The 17,241-nt window shown below is 41.4% G+C and carries 15 protein-coding genes; all 15 read left to right on the top strand.

Annotation, left to right across the window (positions count from 1 at the left end):
* Positions 1 to 35 precede the first annotated feature (35 nt).
* The 15 genes from AC1D0K_RS12350 to AC1D0K_RS12280 all read left to right on the top strand — a co-directional run bounded on the left by AC1D0K_RS12350 (position 36) and on the right by AC1D0K_RS12280 (position 17,233).
* Complete coding sequence (locus AC1D0K_RS12350) at positions 36 to 1,715, top strand: GMC oxidoreductase (RefSeq protein ID WP_477391988.1); 1,680 nt, start codon at positions 36 to 38, stop codon at positions 1,713 to 1,715.
* 21 nt (positions 1,716 to 1,736) lie between these two features.
* Complete coding sequence (locus tag AC1D0K_RS12345) at positions 1,737 to 3,167, top strand: Gfo/Idh/MocA family protein (RefSeq protein WP_477391989.1); 1,431 nt, start codon at positions 1,737 to 1,739, stop codon at positions 3,165 to 3,167.
* A gap of 128 nt (positions 3,168 to 3,295) precedes the next feature.
* Entirely contained in the window at positions 3,296 to 3,862 is a 567-nt protein-coding gene (locus AC1D0K_RS12340) for a gluconate 2-dehydrogenase subunit 3 family protein (protein WP_477391990.1), read from the top strand.
* Between the two features lie 176 nt (positions 3,863 to 4,038).
* Entirely contained in the window at positions 4,039 to 5,190 is a 1,152-nt protein-coding gene (locus AC1D0K_RS12335; protein WP_477391991.1) for a Gfo/Idh/MocA family protein, read from the top strand.
* A 9-nt stretch (positions 5,191 to 5,199) separates the two neighbouring features.
* The gene (locus tag AC1D0K_RS12330) at positions 5,200 to 6,252 is read left to right on the top strand and encodes a sugar phosphate isomerase/epimerase family protein (RefSeq protein WP_295718113.1); all 1,053 of its coding nucleotides are present in this window, start codon (positions 5,200 to 5,202) and stop codon (positions 6,250 to 6,252) included.
* 239 nt (positions 6,253 to 6,491) lie between these two features.
* Positions 6,492 to 7,772, top strand: coding sequence for an MFS transporter (locus AC1D0K_RS12325; protein WP_295718111.1), 1,281 nt, complete (start codon positions 6,492 to 6,494; stop codon positions 7,770 to 7,772).
* Positions 7,773 to 7,949: 177 nt separating this feature from the next.
* Positions 7,950 to 8,375, top strand: a complete 426-nt coding sequence (locus AC1D0K_RS12320) for a c-type cytochrome (RefSeq protein ID WP_477391992.1) — start codon at positions 7,950 to 7,952, stop codon at positions 8,373 to 8,375.
* 30 nt (positions 8,376 to 8,405) lie between these two features.
* Positions 8,406 to 9,656 carry a nucleoside permease gene (locus tag AC1D0K_RS12315; RefSeq protein WP_477391993.1) on the top strand — a complete coding sequence of 417 codons (1,251 nt, stop codon included), beginning with the start codon at positions 8,406 to 8,408 and terminating at the stop codon, positions 9,654 to 9,656.
* Positions 9,657 to 9,670: 14 nt separating this feature from the next.
* Complete coding sequence (locus AC1D0K_RS12310) at positions 9,671 to 10,561, top strand: hydroxypyruvate isomerase family protein (RefSeq protein ID WP_477391994.1); 891 nt, start codon at positions 9,671 to 9,673, stop codon at positions 10,559 to 10,561.
* A 50-nt stretch (positions 10,562 to 10,611) separates the two neighbouring features.
* Positions 10,612 to 11,487: a sugar phosphate isomerase/epimerase family protein gene (locus tag AC1D0K_RS12305; protein WP_477391995.1), complete on the top strand. Its 876-nt coding sequence runs from the start codon at positions 10,612 to 10,614 to the stop codon at positions 11,485 to 11,487.
* A gap of 16 nt (positions 11,488 to 11,503) precedes the next feature.
* Complete coding sequence (locus AC1D0K_RS12300) at positions 11,504 to 12,274, top strand: 3-keto-disaccharide hydrolase (protein ID WP_477391996.1); 771 nt, start codon at positions 11,504 to 11,506, stop codon at positions 12,272 to 12,274.
* Positions 12,275 to 12,472: 198 nt separating this feature from the next.
* Entirely contained in the window at positions 12,473 to 13,255 is a 783-nt protein-coding gene (locus AC1D0K_RS12295; protein ID WP_477391997.1) for an NIPSNAP family protein, read from the top strand.
* Between the two features lie 461 nt (positions 13,256 to 13,716).
* The gene (locus AC1D0K_RS12290; protein WP_477391998.1) at positions 13,717 to 14,055 is read left to right on the top strand and encodes a response regulator transcription factor; all 339 of its coding nucleotides are present in this window, start codon (positions 13,717 to 13,719) and stop codon (positions 14,053 to 14,055) included.
* A 458-nt stretch (positions 14,056 to 14,513) separates the two neighbouring features.
* Positions 14,514 to 15,761: an efflux RND transporter periplasmic adaptor subunit gene (locus tag AC1D0K_RS12285; protein ID WP_477391999.1), complete on the top strand. Its 1,248-nt coding sequence runs from the start codon at positions 14,514 to 14,516 to the stop codon at positions 15,759 to 15,761.
* Positions 15,762 to 15,775: 14 nt separating this feature from the next.
* On the top strand, positions 15,776 to 17,233 hold the full coding sequence (locus tag AC1D0K_RS12280; protein ID WP_477392000.1) for a TolC family protein: 1,458 nt from the start codon (positions 15,776 to 15,778) through the stop codon (positions 17,231 to 17,233).
* Positions 17,234 to 17,241: the final 8 nt, after the last annotated feature.

Below are 17,241 nucleotides of genomic sequence, written 5' to 3'. Positions count from 1 at the left end.
AATTAATAAACAAAACAACTAATCAATATATTCGTATGTCTGCAAACACTTATGACGCTATAGTCATTGGCTCAGGAATTTCAGGCGGGTGGGCTGCCAAGGAACTAACACAAAAAGGTTTGAAAACCATCATGCTGGAACGCGGCCGCGATATCAAGCATATAAAAGACTATGTAAACGCTAATAAAGATCCCTGGGAATTTCCTCACAGGGGCGGGCGTACGCAAAAAATGATTGAGGATTATCCTGTTTTAAAACGCGATTATCCGCTGAATGAAGTTAATCTTGATTATTGGGCAAGCGATAAAGATAGTCCTTATACCGAAACAAAAAGATTTGACTGGTTTCGCGGTTACCACGTAGGCGGGCGCTCATTAATGTGGGGCAGGCAATCATACCGTTGGGCCGATGTGGATTTTGAAGCCAACTTAAAAGATGGTATCGCTGTTGATTGGCCTATCCGTTATAAGGATGTTGCGCCATGGTATAGCTATGCAGAGAAATTTGCAGGTATATCTGGTAATAAAGATGGCCTTGCCATATTGCCCGATGGCGATTTTATGCCGCCAATGGATATGAACGTTGTTGAAAAAGACGTTGCCAAGCGCTTAAAAGAATATTATAAAGATTTACGCCCTATGATCATTGGCCGTACAGCCAATATCACGGTACCACATAATGATCGTACAAACTGCCAGTATCGTAATAAATGTTGGTTGGGTTGTCCTTTCGGCGCATATTTTAGTACGCAGTCGGCTACTTTACCGGCAGCTATGGCTACAGGTAATTTAACCGTACGCCCATGGTCCATCGTAACTAAAATATTGTACGATAAAGACACTAAAAAAGCAAAAGGAGTAGAGGTATTGGATGCCGAAACTAACCAAACCTATGAGTATTTTGCTAAAGTTGTATTCCTTAACGCTTCAACTATTAACTCGGCCTGGGTTTTAATGAACTCAGCAACTGATGTTTGGGATGGCGGTTTAGGTAGCAGCAGCGGCGAGCTTGGCCATAACCTGATGGATCACCACCTGGGTGTTGGTGCATCTGGGCGCATGGAAGGCTACGAGGATAAATATTATTTCGGCAGGCGTGCAAATGGTTTTTACATTCCACGTTTTGCTAACCTTGGCAATGATAAGCGCGATTTTATTCGTGGCTTTGGTTACCAGGGCGGTGCAAGCCGCGAAGGATGGAGCAGGGATATTGCCGAACTAAATATAGGCGGGCAGTTTAAAGACGCGTTAACCGAACCAGGTTCATGGCAATTAGGTATGGGTGGCTTTGGCGAAACATTGCCTTACCATGATAATAAAGTTACGCTTGATAAAACCAAAAAAGATAAGTGGGGACTGCCTGTTGTAGCTATTGATGCCGAATTGAAGGAAAATGAGTTGAAGATGCGTATTGCTATAGAAAAGGATGCTAGAGAGATATTGGAAGCAGCCGGCGCTAAAGATGTACAAACACACAGCAGCAATCCATACTTAGGCCGTGGTATTCATGAAATGGGTACAGCACGTATGGGCCGCGATCCTAAAACATCGGTACTTAATGAGTGGAACCAGGTTTGGGATGCTAAAAACGTGTTTGTTACTGATGGTTCATGTATGACATCAGCAGCTTGCCAAAACCCATCACTTACCTATATGGCATTAACCGCGCGTGCGGCCGACTATGCTGTTAAAGCTTTAAAGAAAAACGAAATCTAATTCTAATAATTGCAAATACCTATGTCTGAAGAAAAAGATCAAACTACACCCCAACCATCAAGGCGGGATTTTATTAAAAGCAGTACAATAGCCGCTGCAAGTTTCATGATTGTTCCGCGCTTTGTTTTGGGCGGTAAAGGTTATACAGCTCCAAGCGATCGCCTCGTTATTGCTGGTGTTGGAGCAGGTGGTAAAGGCCAAAGCGATATCGCTAACTTTTATAAAAGCGGTAAAGCCGAAATTGGTTTTTTATGTGATGTTGATGATAGAAGGGCTGCCAAATCACGCGCTGATTTCCCTAAGGCAAAGTACTATAAAGATTGGCGCGAGATGTATGATAAAGAACACAAACATTTTGATGCCGTATCTATTTCTACCCCGGATCATAACCACGCGATCATAACTTATCGCGCCATGCAGTTGGGCAAGCACGTTTATGTGCAAAAACCAATGACACATGATATTTGGGAAGCCCGCTTATTAACAGAAGCAGCAAAAAAATATAAAGTGGTTACACAGATGGGTAACCAGGGATCATCAAATGATGGTACCCGTTTGCTATCTGAATGGTATGATGCCGACCTGATTGGTGATGTACATACTGTTTATTGCTGGACAAACAGGCCGGTATGGCCGCAAGGTATACAATGGCCTGCACCACAACCAAATATTCCAAAAGAATTAGATTGGGATCTGTGGTTGGGTACTGCGCCTAAAAAAGATTACGTTGATAAATTAGTGCCGTTTAACTGGCGCGGATGGTGGGATTACGGTACCGGCGCCCTGGGCGATATGGGATGCCACCTTGTGGAAGCGCCTTTTAGAGTATTGGGTATACAATACGCTAAGGATGTACAGGCAAGTGTTGGTAGTGTTTATGTTGATGAGTTTAAAGAAGGTCATTTCCCAGAGAGCTGCCCTCCGTCAAGCCACATTACATTAACCTTCCCTAAAACTGATAAAACTAAGGGAGATGTTACCCTGCACTGGATGGACGGCGGTATCCAACCCGAAAGACCGATAGAGCTTTTACCAAGTGAAAAATTTGGCGGCGAAGAAGGTAACGGAACACTGTTTGTTGGTACAAAAGGAAAAATGTACGCAAGTACTTATTCTGATGCTCCGACACTGTTACCAACAGAGCGTACTAAGGATGCCAAAGCGCCTCAGAAATGGGCGCGTGTACAAGGCGGTGCAAACGGTCACTATGCGCAATGGGTTGAAGGTTGTTTAGCCGGTTACGGTAAAACAGAACTTAGCTCATCGTTTGATAAGGCTGGTCCGCTTACCGAAGCTTTGCTAATGGCAAACCTTGCAGTACGTGGTCATGAACTTAAAGGTGGACGTATCAAATTGGTATGGGATAATTCATTAATGAAGGTTACCAATTTTGAAGATGTTAACCAATACATTAAACGCGAGTACCGTCAGGGATTTGAACTGAAAGCATAATTAATTAGTGAGTTAGTGAAGGAGTGAATTAGTGATTGAAAGGAAAATTAAAAAATCGCTAATTCACTCCTTCGCTAATTCAATAATTTAAAAAAAATCGCTAATTCACTAAACCAATAATTAGAAAAATGAATAGAAGAGATGCAATTACCAGGGTTGGTTTGATACTGGGAGGCACGGTGATAGGCGCCGAGTTTTTCATTTCAGGATGTAAATCAACTTCAAAAAAAGTAAACGAACTGTTTGACGAAGACAACGTTGCTTTTCTGAACGAGGTTGGCGAAACTATTTTGCCAGCTACTTCTTCACCGGGTGCAAAAGCGGCCGATGTAGGCAATTTTATGACTGTAATGGTTCAGGATTGTTATACGCCGGCAGATCAGAAGATCTTTATAAAAGGTATTTCTGATTTGGATGAAGCCAGTAAAAAGAAGTTTGGCAAGAAGTTCATGGAGGCTGATGCAAATCAGCGCACCGAATTACTTACAGCGCTTGACATTGAACAAAAAGCCTATACTAAAACCAAAAAGCCAGAGGATCCTAACCATTATTTCAGGATGATGAAGGAATTAACCCTGTTGGGTTTCTTCACCTCAAAACCCGGTGCAACACAAGCCCTGCGCTATATTGCAGTACCCGGAAAATATGATGGTAATTTGCCATACAAAAAAGGCGATAAAGCCTGGGCAACCTAAAGAATTGGTTTTTGGTTGATTACGTTAATTAGGTGAGTGGTTGTTTTATCGGGTAATTTTTTACCTGATTAACCACTCACCTAATCAGCGTAATCAACCATTCACTTTATAAATTGGTTTTTGGGATTTTTAACCATTCACTTAATCAACCCAATCAACCACTCACTCAAAAAACAATGAAATTAAGATTAGGAATGATTGGCGGCGGGCAGGGCGCGTTTATTGGTGCCGTACATCGTATCGCCGCCCGCATAGATGGTGAATATGAATTGGTTTGTGGTGCTTTTAGCAGTAATGCCGAAAAATCAAAAGCAAGCGGTGTGCTGCTGGGTTTACAAGCCAACCGTGTATACAGTTCATATACCGAACTTATAGAAAAAGAAAAACAACTGCCAGAAGATGAGCGTGTACAGGTAATTAGTATTGTTACACCAAATCATGTGCACTTTGATCCTGCCAAAGCTGCTTTGGAAAATGGCTTCCATGTAATTTTGGATAAACCAATGACCTTTTCTTTGGCCGAAGCCAAAGAGTTGGATAAAGTGGTAAAAGCAAGCGACAGGCTGTTTTGCTTAACGCATACTTATACCGGCTATCCAATGGTGAAGGAAGCCAAACAACTGATAAAAGCAGGTAAGCTGGGCACCATCCGTAAAGTTTATGTGGAGTATCCGCAAGGATGGTTAAGCAGCTTTTTAGAAGGTGATGATAACAAGCAAGCCTCATGGCGTACTGATCCGGGTAAAAGCGGGATAGCAGGTGCTATGGGTGATATAGGTACTCACGCCTTTAATTTGGCTGAGTATGTTACCGGCCTGGAAGTAACACAAATTTGTGCCGATATTAATGTAGTTGTTCCTGGTCGTAAACTTGACGATGACGGCGCTGCATTATTGAAATTCAACAACGGTGCAAGTGGTGTGCTTACTGCTACACAAATTGCTGCCGGCGAAGAAAATAATGTTAAAATAAGGGTTTATGGCGAAAAGGGCGGTCTTGAATGGCACCAAAGCGATGCTAATTCATTAACCCTGATGTATACTGATAAACCTATGGAAGTATGGCGTACAGGCGGTGGTTACACCAGTTCTTTCGCGCAGCATAACGCCCGCACACCGGCGGGTCATCCTGAGGGATACCTGGAGGCATTTGCTAACCTGTACCGCAACTTTGCTTTAACTATTAAAGCTGGTTTAGATGGGCGGGAAGCTACCCCCGAAGAAAAAGATTACCCCGGTATCCAGGAAGGGGTACGTGGTATGGCATTTATTGAAAATGTAATAGCATCTGGTAAATCAGATAAAAAGTGGACTGAATTTTCTATCTAAATAAAAATTATGACTACCATAAAAGGACCTGCAATATTTATAGCACAATTTATTGGTGACACTGCACCATTTAACAGCCTTGATTCCATTTGCGAATGGGCTGCGGGACTGGGCTACAAAGGCGTTCAACTACCAACACTGGATGCCCGTTTTATTGATCTGCAAAAAGCTGCCGAAAGCAAAACTTATGCTGATGAAGTAAAAGGTATAGTTAATAGCCACGGATTAGAGATCACCGAGCTATCAACCCATTTACAGGGCCAGTTAGTAGCGGTAAACCCGGTATATGATACTTTATTTGATGGCTTTGCTCCGGAAGCATTACGTGGCAACCCGGCCGAGAGGCAAAAATGGGCTGTTCAGCAATTGAAATATGCAGCAATCGCCTCAAAGAATTTAGGTTTGGCAGCATCGGTTACCTTTAGTGGTGCGTTGCTTTGGCCAATGCTATACCCATGGCCGCAACGCCCTGCCGGTATAGTTGATACGGCTTTTGAAGAATTGGCTAAACGCTGGGTGCCTATCCTTGATGTTTATGAGGACAACGGTATCGATCTTTGTTACGAAGTTCACGCCGGGGAAGATTTGCATGATGGTATCACTTTTGAAATGTTTTTAGATAAAGTAAAAGGACATAAACGTGCAAACCTGCTGTATGATCCATCGCACTTTATCCTGCAGTGTTTGGATTACTTAGAATATATTGATCTGTATCATGAGCGCATAAAAATGTTCCATGTGAAGGATGCCGAGTTTAATCCTACCGGGAGACAAGGTGTTTATGGTGGTTACCAAAACTGGGTTGACCGCGCCGGGCGTTTCCGCTCACTGGGCGATGGCCAGGTTGACTTTAAAGGAATATTTAGTAAGCTAACGCAATATGATTTCCCTGGATGGGCTGTGTTGGAGTGGGAATGTGCACTTAAACATCCTGAAGACGGCGCCCGCGAAGGAGCTGAATTTATCAAGAACCATATCATCCGGGTTACCGAACGCGCTTTTGACGATTTTGCCGCATCAGGTGCTGATGACGCGCTAAACCGGAAAACGCTGGGGATATAATATTATAATGAAGTCATCCCGAACTTGTTTCGGGATCCCACAGGACAGGCCTGCGATATGCAGGTATTAACCTACACAGGTGGGATGAAACAGGTTCAACATGACAATCAGCGTTACGAAGTTTTAAAACTTCGTAACGCTGATTACTACGTGCAAGATAAAAGATGGGAAAAATACCCTGCATGACAAGTGATTTAACATTGCCAATTAACCAATTATCAAAACCTAAAATAATTTAAATGCAAACTATTAACCGTACACAGCTTTTCAGAGCCAGTTGTTTATCTCTTTTGGTAACTTCCTTGTCATTCGGCATCCGGGCCGGAATACTTGGCGACCTGGGGACAAAATTTGAACTTAACGCATCACAATTAGGAACAATTACAGCAACTGCTTTCTGGGGTTTTCCGCTGGCTGTTGTAATAGGAGGTATTATTGTAGATATTATTGGGATGAAACGTTTGCTTTTGATGGCATTTATTTTTCACCTGGTGGGTATTTTGCTTACCATTTTTGCTACAGGATATTGGACCTTATTTTTCTCAACCCTGGTTATCGGCATAGCAAATGGTACAGTTGAAGCCGCATGTAACCCATTAGTAACCTCATTATATACCGAAAACAAAACAACAAAGCTTAGCCATTTCCATTTATGGTTTCCCGGAGGTATTGTAATAGGTACATTGATTGTTACACTGTTTAAACTAATTGGTCTTAACTGGCAAGTTCAGGTAGGAGTGATGCTGGTACCAACCGCTATATATGGTTATTTGTTCTCGAGGCTTGATTTTCCTGTAACCGAACGTGTTGCAGCAGGTGTGTCAACAGCCGGAATGTATAAGGCAGTTGCTTCGCCATTGTTCATTTTTATGTTTGTTTGCATGTTTGGTACTGCTATAACAGAGTTATTTACCGGGCAATGGATTGATGTTTTGCTAAAGAATGTAACTAATAACGCGTTGCTTTTGCTCACTTTAGAAACAGGTGTTATGGTATTGGGCCGTGCTTTCGCGAAGCCTATACTTAAATTGTTTTCTCCCCAGGTAGTAATTTTAATGTCAACCATTGTGGCTTCCATAGGGCTTTTTATGCTTAGTACTATGACAGGTGATATCATTTTTCTTGCGGCTATCATATTTGGTATGGGGGTTTGTTTCTTTTGGCCTACTATGTTGGGTTTTGTTTCTGAAAATATCCCCAAATCCGGCGCATTAGGTTTAAACCTGATGGGAGGAGCTGGTATGTTCGCGGTATCTATATGGACAATTATTATGGGTAAATACTATGATAGCATTGTAATTTCAAAGCTGCCTGCCGGTTCTGATCCTGCTAAATATTTAACTGCAGCTCCAGGCACAGATATGGCCAAAGCGCTGGAAAGTGCAAAAAGCCTTGCTGGTCCGGATGTACTGCATTTTACACTCGCTATACCTTTGGTGTTGATAGTAGCCTTTACAGGACTTGTATTTTATATGCGTGCAAAGAAAAAAACAGCACCTTTAGCCACAGTAGTAGTATAACAGTCGATTTTTTTAGAATAAAATTGTATTTTTCACGATAATTAACAACACAACTAAAAAACAGTATAATCCCTCAAAATACGCATCAAAACAGGTGGGGTTTTGGCGGGTTATACCAATTAACCAACTAACTATTTATTGAAGTTTTGGCTTCGATAACTTTAAAAAATTAATTCAATGAAAAAGGTATTTTTTATTCTCTGCATCAGTGCGGTAGTTACTGCTTGCGGTGGCAATTCATTAAGTAAAGCTGGCGGCGACAGCACTGCTTCAACAAAAGCAACAACCGCTGATGCAGATACAGTTGTAGCCAAAACAGCTACCGATGCTGCTGGTACTTCTACAGCTTCGGCAGGCGAAAAGTTATTAGCGGCAAATGATTGCGGTACCTGCCATAAGGTAGATACTAAGGTTATTGGCCCTGCTTTCCAGGATATCGCCAAAAAATATGAAGCGTCAGAAGCTAACATCGACATGCTTGCCAAAAAAGTAATAACAGGCGGAAGCGGTAACTGGGGTACTATGGCCATGACTCCACACGCAGCGCTTGCCGAAAGCGATGCAAAAGAATTAGTAAAATACATTCTATCATTAAAAAAATAATCTTAATCAGATTCATCTAACCTAAAAATTATGACCGCTGGAATAAGGGCAAAGCTTTCTACAATGATGTTCCTGGAGTTTTTTATCTGGGGGGCATGGTTTGTAACTATGGGCACCTATTTAACAGTTACGTTAAAAGCCACAGGTACACAAAATGCCGGAGCTTATGCAACACAATCATTAGGAGCCATTATTGCTCCTTTTGTTATTGGGCTTATTGCTGATAAATACTTTTCGGCGCAAAAAATATTAGGTGTTTTACACTTGCTTGGTGCTGCCTCACTTTTTTATGCAACCACCATTGCCAGTTTTGACAAGTTTTATCCTAATATATTATTTTACATGATCATATACATGCCAACACTGGCATTGGTTAACTCGGTTTCATTTAAGCAAATGCAAAACCCAAGTAAGGAGTTTCCTCCTATACGGGTATTTGGTACTGCGGGATGGATAGTTGCCGGTTTAGTTATTGGTTATCTTGGATGGGAAAAATCGGGCTCCCTGGTGCTTACATTTAAAATGGCAGCAGGAGCTTCTTTAATATTGGGCTTGTTGAGTTTTACATTGCCTGATACCCCTCCTGTAAAAAAAGGTCAAAAAACATCTTTTGGAGATATCATCGGCTTGGATTCTATAGGTCTGCTTAAAAACAAGTCATACCTTACATTTTTCCTGGCATCTGTGGCAATCTGTATTCCGCTTGCATTTTACTACAATTTTACTAACCCCTTCTTAAATGAAGTGGGCGTAACAGCTGCTGCTGGTAAACAATCCATGGGGCAAATGTCTGAGCTTTTGTTTATGGCTTTAATGCCTTTGTTTTTTGTAAGGCTGGGCGTTAAGAAAATGCTTGCCGTGGGCATGTTAGCCTGGGTGCTGCGTTATTTATTGTTTGCTTATGGCGATATAGGCGCCAATTACTGGATGCTGATTGCCGGGATTGTGATGCATGGTATTTGTTACGATTTCTTCTTTGTTACCGGTCAAATTTATACGGATAACTTAGCTGGAGAGCGCTTTAAAAGTGCTGCACAGGGATTTATAACCCTGGCAACTTACGGTGTAGGGATGCTTATCGGCTCCTATATTTCTGGGCCGATAGTAGATCATTGGCAAACGTCCGCTACCTCACACAACTGGCAAACTATATGGCTTATTCCCGCAGGTATTGCTGCTGTTGTGTTGATATTTTTCCTTTTGTTATTTAAGGATACTAACGATATAGCTACCAAACCTGGTTTAGATATCCAGGAACCATCTGCGCAAACCGAGATATAAACCACTTATAAATTATGACCTCAAATCAAAACAGACGATCGGCTATAAAAAGTATAGTTACGGGTACTGCCGCAATTACCACGGCAGGCATGTTATCGTCATTTAAATCTGGAGAAAAAGAAATGATTGTTGATACTGCTTTAAAAGGTAATATTAATCATGCCGTATGTCGTTGGTGTTATGGCGATATGTCTGTAGAGCAGCTTTGCGCCGCAGCTAAAGATATCGGTATAAAAGGTATTGATTTGGTTGGCCCGGCAGATTGGCCTACACTTCAAAAATATGGCTTGTTCTCGTCTATGTGTAACGGTGCCGAGATTAACCTCACCGATGGTTTTGGTGACAAAGAGTTTCATGCCCAGTTGCACAAAAACTATAGCGAGATGATTCCTAAAGTTGCTGCTGCAGGTTATAAAAACCTCATCTGTTTTAGCGGAAGCCGCCGTGGTAAGGATAACGAAACCGGTTGGAACAACTGTGTGGAGGGATTAAAACCTATGGTTGAGCTTGCCGAAAAACATAATGTTGTTTTGGTAATGGAGTTGCTGAACAGCAAAATTGATCACAAAGATTACCAGTGCGATAGGGTAGAATGGGGTGCGGAGTTAGCCAAACGGTTAGGTTCAGAGCACTTTAAACTCCTGTTTGATATTTATCATATGCAGATAGATGAGGGTGATGTGATCCGCAACATTCGTCAGTATCATCCCTACATTAATCATTATCATACTGGTGGGGTTCCCGGCCGTAATGAGATTGATGAATCACAAGAGCTTTATTATCCGGCTATTATGAAAGCTATTGTAGAAACAGGGCATAAAGGTTTTGTTGCTCAGGAATTTATTCCCAAGCAAAAAGATAAGGTTGCATCACTCCGTAAAGCGGTACATATTTGCGACGTTTAAACCTTCGGGTCAGAATACACTCAAACAAAGCATAAACCAAAAAGAAATACATGACAACCAGAAGAACATTTTTAGCACAGGCCGGTCTACTTTCGGCGGGTGTGATGTTGGCGCCGTCTTTATTATCGGCAAAAGAAAAAAACGGAGCAGGTCTGCAATTATACAGTCTGCGCGATCAGTTACCTAAAGATGTTAAAGGTGTAATAGGTAAAGTGGCCAAAGCAGGCTATAAAGAAGTTGAAACCTTTGGCTATAATAAAAATACAGGCTACTGGAGTTTGCCAAGCAAGGATTTTGGTCAGCTATTGAAAGATAATGGATTGAGCAGTCCAAGCGGTCACTATGGTTTGGATTCGTATTTTGGCGAAGGTAAAACCGACGACCTTAAAATGTACATGGATGTAGCCAACACCATTGGGCAAACTTATATTATTGTACCATCATTAAACCATAACTTTATTAAAACGGTTGACGACTGTAAAGGCGTTGCTGAAAAAATGAACAAAGCCGCCGAAATTTGTAAGGCAGCTGGTTTAAAATTGGGCTATCATAACCACAATTTTGAGTGGGCGCCGGTTGGCGATACAACTTTTTACGATGTGATACTTAACAATACCGATCCTAAACTGGTAAATATGGAGATGGATCTTTACTGGGTAGTACGTGCAGGACAGGATCCTTTGGCAATTTTTGAAAAGCACCCGGGCCGTTTTACCTTTGTGCATATTAAAGACAGGGATAAAACCAACCCTAACCTGAACACAGAGATTGGCACCGGTGATATCGACTTTAAAGCAATATTGGGCAAAGCTAAACTTGGCGGTGTAAAACACTTTATTGTTGAGCAGGAAAACTACACCAATATTGATCCTTACGTAAGTATTGCTCAAAGTGCTGCATACTTAAAAAACACGCTTCATATTTAATAAAACCAATTATAAAATGAGATATTCAATAATATTAACCACCATTTTAGCCGGAAGTTTCTTTATGGCTAATGCACAAAACGCTAAACCAGAAGATACCGAAATCTGGGAGCCAATTCCAAAAGTTGTTGCTCCGGCTAAAGTATTAGGAGATGCCCCCTCAGACGCTGTTATTTTGTTTGACGGTAAAAACCTTGACGAATGGGTATCTGTTGAAGATCAGACCCCTGCAAAATGGCTTGTTAAAGGAGGTATCCTTACTGTAAACAAAAGCACAGGCAATATTGAAACAAAAAAGAAATTTGCCAATTATCAGTTGCATATTGAGTGGCGCGTACCTGCAAGTATTACCGGTACAGGCCAGGCCCGTGGCAATAGCGGTATCTTCTTAGCCTCATTAGGTAAAGGTGATGCTGGTTATGAGTTACAGGTTTTGGATTCATACAACAACAAAACCTATGTTAATGGTATGGCCGGTAGTTTGTACAAACAAGTTATTCCGTTGGCAAACCCAGGTCGTAAACCAGGTGAGTGGAATGTTTATGATGTAGTTTGGACAGCCCCTGTATTTAATGAGGATGGTACACTAAAATCAGCTGCAAGAGCAACTGTATTTTTCAATGGCGTACTGGTTGAAAACAACTTTGAGCTGCTTGGTCCAACCCAATACATAGGTAAACCATCTTACGAAGGTAAGAAGCACGGTGCAGCACCTATAAAACTACAAGCCCATGGTGACAAAAGCGAGCCGCTTAGTTTCCGTAATATCTGGGTTAGAGAATTGTAAAATAAGTTCTTTTGATATTTAAGGAGCCTGCCAGCGTTAGTTGGCGGGCTTTTTTAATGTTATAAAAGACGAATTGTTATGCCGAAATAGATTGTCTCGGAAAGCTTAATATCGTTACATTCTTTGTGCATTGTCTTTTATCATGATTCTTATCTCCTGACGCTATTTCCTATTATATTTACGAAATTTTAAACCCACATGAAAAAAATATCTATTCGCTTAATTACTTTGCTTTTAAGCTTCCTGTTTTTTGCTTCGAATGTTTCTGCCTCCCCCAAAAGATATTATTACGAGCTCAAAGTTTATCATTTCAAAACCTTTGAACAGGAAAATAGAATAGAACATTATTTAAAAGATGCTTATTTGCCTGCTTTGCACAGGGCCGGGATTGCTAATGTTGGTGTATTTAAGCCGGTAAAACAGGATACCGCCGATAGGCGTATTTACGTTTATACTCCATTTACTTCGTTGGATAAGCTTACCGGTATTGATAAAAAACTACAGGCAGATACCAAGTATTTTACCGATGGAGAGGACTATATGAACGCGGATTATAAGGATGCACCATACACCCGTATAGAAATAATGATATTGCACGCCTTCCCTGGTATGCCTGCCCCGGCGGTACCGCTACTTACCGGAAACAAAGCCGATAGGATATATGAATTGCGGAGTTATGAAAGCGCTACCGAGAAATATAACTTCAACAAGGTGCGTATGTTTAATGATGGTGATGAAATAGGTCTTTTTAAAAGGCTTGGCTTTAACGCGGTTTTTTACTCAGAGGTGGTATCGGGCGCCCATATGCCGAATTTGATGTACATGACTACTTTTAATAATAAGGATGATAGGGATAAGCATTGGGATGCATTTGGCAAAGATGTATATTGGAAAACCTTATCTGCAAAAGCTGAATTTCAGAACAATGTATCACATGTTGATATCACCTTTCTTTACCCGGCAGACTATTCAGACTATTAACGTTCTTTAAATAGAGTTCACGATTTATTTATATGCAGCAAACAGGACAACTGTATGCTGAGAAAGAAATAACACCTGTGTCCAGTTAGGTTTCCTCGCAAACACTATAAAATGTTTACCGAATACAAACAGAACATTTTTTATCAGTTTTAGAAAAGAAAGATGGAATTGCAAGTATTCAGCATTTTTACGCTGGTTTTTTCAATCTGAATTGACAGGATGCCTTGATATGTATGCTATTTTAAAATTTAAAGTGGCAGATTTTCAGTGTTTTATATTTTATGTACTGGGTTTTATCAGCCGATGGGGAGGTTGATGAAAAATTGTTTATTTCTCTGCAAGTTCCGTATAAAAGTTATTGAATCTAACGCTACATTTTTTGAGATGAAATTTTGATGAAAAATTAACATTAAAGGCCTGATTTTTGCTGTGATTTTCTTGTGGGAATTACAAAGAAGATAATGATTGCGGATGATGATCCGGGAATTGTGGATGCGGTAGAGATCATCTTGGATTTTGAAGGTTATGAGGTTTCGTCGACGGTAAATGGAGCTACTGTTTTGGATATGAAAACGGAGTTTCCTGACCTGCTTTTGCTTGATATCTGGATGTCCGGATCAGACGGACGCGATATTTGTCGTGAACTTAAACAACGAGCCGATACCAAAGCTATTCCCATTATTATGATATCTGCCAGCCGCGATATCGAGCGCTCTGCTTACGAAGCTGGTGCCGATGACTTCCTTGCCAAGCCTTTTGAAATTGATGACCTGTTGGGGAAAATAAGGCGGTTGCTGTAAAATTTGATTAGCAGATTAGTATAAAATATTAAAAGCTCATACACTGAGCTAATATATATTCGTGTGTTTTTATTTTAAAGGGAATTTCTCAGATTCCATCACAACAAGTTATTAATCCTTGTCTTTAAAAACAGGACCTGTTATAATTCATCTTAGGACTATAGGTCTTCAGAAGACCTAAAAAAGGCGTGGGCAATGTGCGATTCCTTCCTCGGGGAAGGGGAGGTAGGGGTTAAATCAGGCGTTCAAGTGCCGTTGCCGATGGTTGTCGGCGAAAACCATCCCAGCGATTGCGCGCATCTCAGCCGCAATTCCTCAGTCTCTCAGTCTCCTGTTCATTATCACAAAATCTGTCCGATATCGATCACTTTTTTAAAGCTTTTAATTTATAAGTATCTTATAATTAGATTATTACAATTGGTATGGCTCTTGCAAAACCTTATGCAAATTATATCACAATGGATAAGGAAATTACGCTCGAGGTATCATCGCAAAAAAGAAAAAAAGGAGCGTTGATAACAGTTATAAGCATCACAGTATTGATACTGTTAATAGTTGTACTTCGCGGATTCATCAAATCATCAGTAAAAAAATCTGAGATAACCATGGCTACTGTTGAGGTAGGCAATATAGAAAATACCCTTAACGCTACAGGCGAGGTTTTGCCGGAATTTGAAGAGATTATTACCAGCCCTATAAATGCATCAATAAAAAGCGCGCTGATGGATGCCGGTAATAAAATTAAGCCGGGCCAATCGATACTCACACTTGATAAATCGGCTACGCAAACAGAATTTGATAAACTGAATTTTACGCTGGAATCTAAGCGTAACGAGATTAGCAAGTTAAAGCTCGATCTGGGCAAGAGCTTTTACGATATTCAATCCAATAACGATATCAAACAACTGCGGATCAGCAACCTGGCTGATGCTGTTGAAAATGCCAAACGGTTGTTTAAAGCTGGCGGAGGCACCCGGGAAGGGATTGAACAGGCCGAGCTTAATCTGAAAGTTGCTCAGTTAGAGAAAAAACAACTGGAAAACGAGATCCGGAATAAGCAGCAAACCATGCAGATCGAGATTAAAGAAGCGCAGATAGCGGCCGATATCCAGGTAAATGATATCAACGCATTGCAGCGCAAATTAAACCTGGCTAATGTAGTTGCCACCCGTGCTGGTGTTATCACCTATGTAAATAAAAATATTGGAGCAAATGTGCATGAAGGCGAAACGCTTGCCCGTATTGCCGATCTGGGCAGTTTCAAAGTATCGGGCAGTATATCAGATAATTCTATGGATCAGTTACATAGTGGTATTCCGGTTATTATCCGTATTAACGACAATCAACTGCGCGGCCACGTAACCAATGTATCCCCATCTATACAAAACAGCATTATTTCTTTCGATATCCAGTTAGATGACCGGGCTAACAAACTGCTTCGCCCAAACATGAAAGTGGATGTTTTTTTGGTAACTGCAACGCATAACAAGATCATGCGGGTGGCTAACGGGCCGGCGTTCAAGGGGCCAGCTGTGCAGGATATTTTTGTGGTAAACAACGGCAAGGCGGAGAAGCGCACGGTGCACATCGGCCTCACCAATTTTGATTATGTGGAAATACAGGATGGTGTTAAACCCGGCGATGTGGTGATTACAACAGACATGAGCGAATATAAAAACTCAAAAGAAGTAACGATTACGAATTAATAGCCTCAGCCCAAATGAAACTTTTATACTCCATATTATTGCTAACCATTAGCACAAAGTTATTTGCCGGCGGCAGCAACGATACGCTGCGCTTAACTTTACAGCAAGTGGTTGAAATGGCGAAGGCTAATTCTATAGCTGCCAAGCAAGCTGCCACCGTGCGCGAAACCAAGTATTGGGAATATCGTACCTATAAATCAAATTACCAGCCGCAGCTATCGTTAAGCGGTATCCTGCCTGGTTATACTAAATCCTTTACACAGGTGCAACAGCCCGATGGTACCATCCGATTTCAGCCTATTCATAATGATAACTCATCGCTGGCACTTAACTTTAGTCAGAGTATTACGGCTACAGGAGGTACTATTTATGGCACAACCCAACTGCAACGGTTTGATGATTTCGACAGGCATAATATCCTGTACAATGGGATTCCTTACGGTATCGGTTATACCCAGCCACTCTTCCAGTTTAACAGCCTTAAATGGGACAAAAAAATAGAGCCCTTAAAATATAATGAAAGCAAACAGGCCTATATTGAGGCGCAGGAAAAGATTGCTATAGATGTTGAAGGTTTCTTTTTTGACTTGTTACTGGCCCAGGTTAATTTAAAAATTGCCGAAACTAACTATGTAAATACGCAAAAGATCATGAACATTGCCAACACTAAATTTGAGTTGGGCAAGGTATCAAAAAACGAGATATTGCAATTGCAGCTGGAACAGATCAACGCAAAAAAGGCGGTAGGTACCGCTAAACGCGATATGGAAATTGCTACCCTAAATCTGCGCAGTTATACCGGGCTGGAGGGAGAGGAGAAGATAGTGCTGGCTGTGCCCGAGAACATCAGCCAGATGCAGGTATCATCAGATAAAGTTTTGGCAGAAGCATTTTCTAATCGCTCGGATGCCATTGCGTTTTTAAGGCGTGTTGCCGAAGCTAAAAGGGATGTGGCCAAGGCAAAGGGTCAAAATGGTTTAACTGCTACGCTGAATGCCAACCTGGGCTATTCAAATACGGCAACCAGTATTCCCGGCGTGTATAAAAATCCACAAAACCAGCAGGTGCTGCAGGTACAGTTAGCCGTGCCGATATTGGATTGGGGCCGTTCAAAATCGCGCGCCAAAACAGCATTAGCCAATCAGCAATTTACCGAGTATGCCGTTGAGCAGGATAAGCAAACTTTTAAGCAGCAGATAGTAACCCAGGTATCGCTTTTTAACGTGATGAAAGAGCAGCTGGTATACACCGCCGAGGCTGATAGTATTGCATCCGAGAAATACCAGATAGCCCGCGAACGCTATGTTTTAGGCGATCTGAGCATCACCGACCTCGGCATAGCCTTCCGCGAGAACGACCAGGCCAAACGGGATTATGTAGCTTCGCTCCGCGATTTTTGGGGAGCCTACTATCAGTTGCGCTACCTGTCACTTTACGATTTTGAAACCAACAAAAAAATCACATATCAATAAATAAAAAT

The organism is Mucilaginibacter sp. P1_A3 (assembly GCF_056406855.1).
Note: the sequence above shows the minus strand (reverse complement) of the source record. Positions and strands in the feature narration are given on the sequence as shown.

What these genes read in the sequence shown, in the direction of transcription:
- AC1D0K_RS12350 (WP_477391988.1), top strand. Translation starts at nt 36, where the DNA reads ATGTCTGCAAACACTTATGACGCTATAGTCATTGGCTCAGGAATTTCA.
- AC1D0K_RS12345 (WP_477391989.1), top strand. Translation starts at nt 1,737, where the DNA reads ATGTCTGAAGAAAAAGATCAAACTACACCCCAACCATCAAGGCGGGAT.
- AC1D0K_RS12330 (WP_295718113.1), top strand. Translation starts at nt 5,200, where the DNA reads ATGACTACCATAAAAGGACCTGCAATATTTATAGCACAATTTATTGGT.
- AC1D0K_RS12320 (WP_477391992.1), top strand. Translation starts at nt 7,950, where the DNA reads ATGAAAAAGGTATTTTTTATTCTCTGCATCAGTGCGGTAGTTACTGCT.
- AC1D0K_RS12335 (WP_477391991.1), top strand. Translation starts at nt 4,039, where the DNA reads ATGAAATTAAGATTAGGAATGATTGGCGGCGGGCAGGGCGCGTTTATT.
- AC1D0K_RS12315 (WP_477391993.1), top strand. Translation starts at nt 8,406, where the DNA reads ATGACCGCTGGAATAAGGGCAAAGCTTTCTACAATGATGTTCCTGGAG.
- AC1D0K_RS12305 (WP_477391995.1), top strand. Translation starts at nt 10,612, where the DNA reads ATGACAACCAGAAGAACATTTTTAGCACAGGCCGGTCTACTTTCGGCG.
- AC1D0K_RS12340 (WP_477391990.1), top strand. Translation starts at nt 3,296, where the DNA reads ATGAATAGAAGAGATGCAATTACCAGGGTTGGTTTGATACTGGGAGGC.
- AC1D0K_RS12285 (WP_477391999.1), top strand. Translation starts at nt 14,514, where the DNA reads ATGGATAAGGAAATTACGCTCGAGGTATCATCGCAAAAAAGAAAAAAA.
- AC1D0K_RS12280 (WP_477392000.1), top strand. Translation starts at nt 15,776, where the DNA reads ATGAAACTTTTATACTCCATATTATTGCTAACCATTAGCACAAAGTTA.
- AC1D0K_RS12300 (WP_477391996.1), top strand. Translation starts at nt 11,504, where the DNA reads ATGAGATATTCAATAATATTAACCACCATTTTAGCCGGAAGTTTCTTT.
- AC1D0K_RS12325 (WP_295718111.1), top strand. Translation starts at nt 6,492, where the DNA reads ATGCAAACTATTAACCGTACACAGCTTTTCAGAGCCAGTTGTTTATCT.
- AC1D0K_RS12310 (WP_477391994.1), top strand. Translation starts at nt 9,671, where the DNA reads ATGACCTCAAATCAAAACAGACGATCGGCTATAAAAAGTATAGTTACG.
- AC1D0K_RS12290 (WP_477391998.1), top strand. Translation starts at nt 13,717, where the DNA reads ATGATTGCGGATGATGATCCGGGAATTGTGGATGCGGTAGAGATCATC.
- AC1D0K_RS12295 (WP_477391997.1), top strand. Translation starts at nt 12,473, where the DNA reads ATGAAAAAAATATCTATTCGCTTAATTACTTTGCTTTTAAGCTTCCTG.